At 32.3% G+C, this 2,453-nt stretch carries 2 protein-coding genes; both read left to right on the top strand.

Annotated features, from left to right (window positions below; translation table 11 throughout):
• The first annotated feature begins 182 nt into the window (after positions 1 to 182).
• Positions 183 to 1,643 carry a coiled-coil domain-containing protein gene (locus tag FYJ55_RS10490; protein ID WP_154556777.1) on the top strand — a complete coding sequence of 487 codons (1,461 nt, stop codon included), beginning with the start codon at positions 183 to 185 and terminating at the stop codon, positions 1,641 to 1,643.
• 350 nt (positions 1,644 to 1,993) lie between these two features.
• Positions 1,994 to 2,350, top strand: coding sequence for a hypothetical protein (locus tag FYJ55_RS10485; protein ID WP_154556776.1), 357 nt, complete (start codon positions 1,994 to 1,996; stop codon positions 2,348 to 2,350).
• Positions 2,351 to 2,453 lie beyond the last annotated feature (103 nt).

Genomic DNA, 2,453 nt, shown 5'->3' with positions numbered 1-2,453 from the left:
ATACAACACGAATTCACTCACATTGTGAATATGAATCTCCACAAAATTTTGAAAAACAATATTTGAAACATAAACATTAAAAAAACAGATATTTAAGTTGTCTTAAATCTTGACATAGTACCAACTACGAAAAGAAACAGTACGAAGCTGGAAATCACAAATTCTCTGAAGTAGGGCACTATTTGAATATCGTGAATCCAGATGATGAAACAACTGGCTTTGCATTACAAAAAGTAAACGGCGTCTACGCTCAGGAATTCGGATATTTCGAGGAGAACGATGTTGTGATGTCTGTCGATGAATTTGAAACATCTTTCGATAACTATTACAACAATTTAAAATCTGTAGATGCTCAGCATAAAGCGTTGAAAGATGCTGTAAACAATGCAAATGGAACTACTACAAAAGACGACACTGCATTAAAAAATGCAGAAGCATTGTTAAAATCTAAAAAGGACGCTTTAACCGGATTACAAAACAAACTTACTCAGGTAAACAATGCAAAAGCAACCTTAGAAGCAAATGCAACAGTGATGAATAATACTGTTACAGAAGCTAAGAATGCTGTTCAAAATGCGGAAAACGCAGTCGACCAGAAAAAGGCGAATGTAACAAATGCTGAACAGGCGTTGTCTGAGGCTGAATCGGGTGTAGAAGCTAAAGAAAATACAAAAGCTGAAGTTGAAAAGAATCTTGCAGATGCAAAAGCCAATGTGAATAGTATTCAAGTTCGAATCGACACATTAAGTGACGATATTGCAAACTGGGATACAAATAAAGCAAAGGCTCGCAAAGAATTACAGGCTGCTAAAGAAAACCTGAAAACAGCTAATAATGTAGAAACCGAAGCTAAAAAGGCTTTCGAAAAAGCAAATGAAGATGCTGCAAAAGCTGAAGCTGCTCGTGATGAAGCTCAAATCAAAGCAGATAAAGCTCATGAAGAACTCGAAAAAGCTACCGCTGATTTCGAAGCTAAATCGGAAGCAACAGATAAAGCACAAAAGGCTGTAGATAACTACAACACAAATGCAGAAGCTGTAAAAAAAGCTCAAGCTGATGTTAAAATTATCGGTGCTCAAATCGATACTTTGAAAGCTGTAAAAGAATCGACAAATGAAAAAATCGACTCTTTGAAAGAACAAATCAAAGTGTTGAACGAAACTTTAACAGAAAAGAAATCTGATGCATTACCATTTGAACAAGCTCGAACTGTATTGAATGATGTAATGACTCAAGGCTCTAAAGCTGACTTGACTTCTGTTGAAAATGAAAAACTTCGTGCATTCTTATCTCAACTTGGAGCTGCAGTTGATGAACGAAATGTAGCTCAAAAATCCTTAGAAGAAGCTAAAAACAACTATGTTGAAAAATACAACTTGTATTTAGATGCAAAAGAAGAATTGTTGAAGGCCGAATCTGATTACAACGAAGTTGTTCGTCAATTGAATGCATTCTTAGCCGAACAAAGCAAGCAGACTTCTCCTGTAAAAAAAGATGAAGCTAAAACAAATCCTGTACAAACAACAGAAAAGACAAACTCTGTGAATACAGGGGTATCTACAAATGTAGAAGCTTCTATCGCAACTGCTGGATTAGCATTAGCTGGTATTGTTCTTACTGAAACAAAACGTCGTAATAAATAATCAAAAAAAAGTTGCAATTTATATAAAAAGCAACTTTTTGATTTTGTGTAAAACTAAGTAAATTAAAGAAATAAAAGCATTAAAATTTTTTAAATTTAAATTAAGTGTGATGTGTTTTAATAACTATTATGGTTAAAATTCATGATTCGCCGTTCCTCTTCTAAATATTAATAATTAAAGACTAAAACAGATTTTTTAATTTAGATAAAATATTTGTTTTTTTCTATTCAATTAGAAGAAAGGGAAATTGTAAAAAAATTATTTTAATGCAATTTTTAGCTATTTTCGTCGGCTCTTTTATGAAGGGGAATCCCTTTTTAAACGTAGAAATATGTTAAGGAGAGACGAAAATGGCTAAACCATATAACCATCGACGAGCTGAGAATGAATATGTAAAATGGAAGCAAAAAGATGAAAAGTTTATGATCATGAATGGCATGCCGAAGGAAAAAGTCAAAATAATGAGAGACTTTGATCGGAAGCAATTTAATTCAAATCGAAGATATGAAGAGAAAATAGATTTTGATAGTGAAAAAATAATTTCGAAAGCACAGCAGTCTGAAGTGTTTTCATTAAATGATTCATCTAGTTTAGAAGATTTTATTAATTCTATTTCTAGTATAGCATTTGCAGAAGCTTTGAAAGAATTAGGGTTTGAAGTACAGATTATTGTCTTTTTAATGTATTGGTACTATGTCAAGATTTAAGACAACTTAAATATCTGTTTTTTTAATGTTTATGTTTCAAATATTGTTTTTCAAAATTTTGTGGAGATTCATATTCACAATGTGAGTGAATTCGTGTTGTATT

The sequence above is a fragment of the Holdemanella porci genome (genome assembly GCF_009696075.1).
Classification (GTDB): domain Bacteria; phylum Bacillota_I; class Bacilli_A; order Erysipelotrichales; family Erysipelotrichaceae; genus Holdemanella; species Holdemanella porci.
The sequence above is the reverse complement of the archived record's forward strand: the minus strand, read 5'-3'. Positions and strand labels throughout refer to the sequence as shown.

Excerpts from the sequence above, each read along its gene's own strand:
- FYJ55_RS10485 (WP_154556776.1), top strand. The coding sequence starts at position 1,994 with ATGGCTAAACCATATAACCATCGACGAGCTGAGAATGAATATGTAAAA.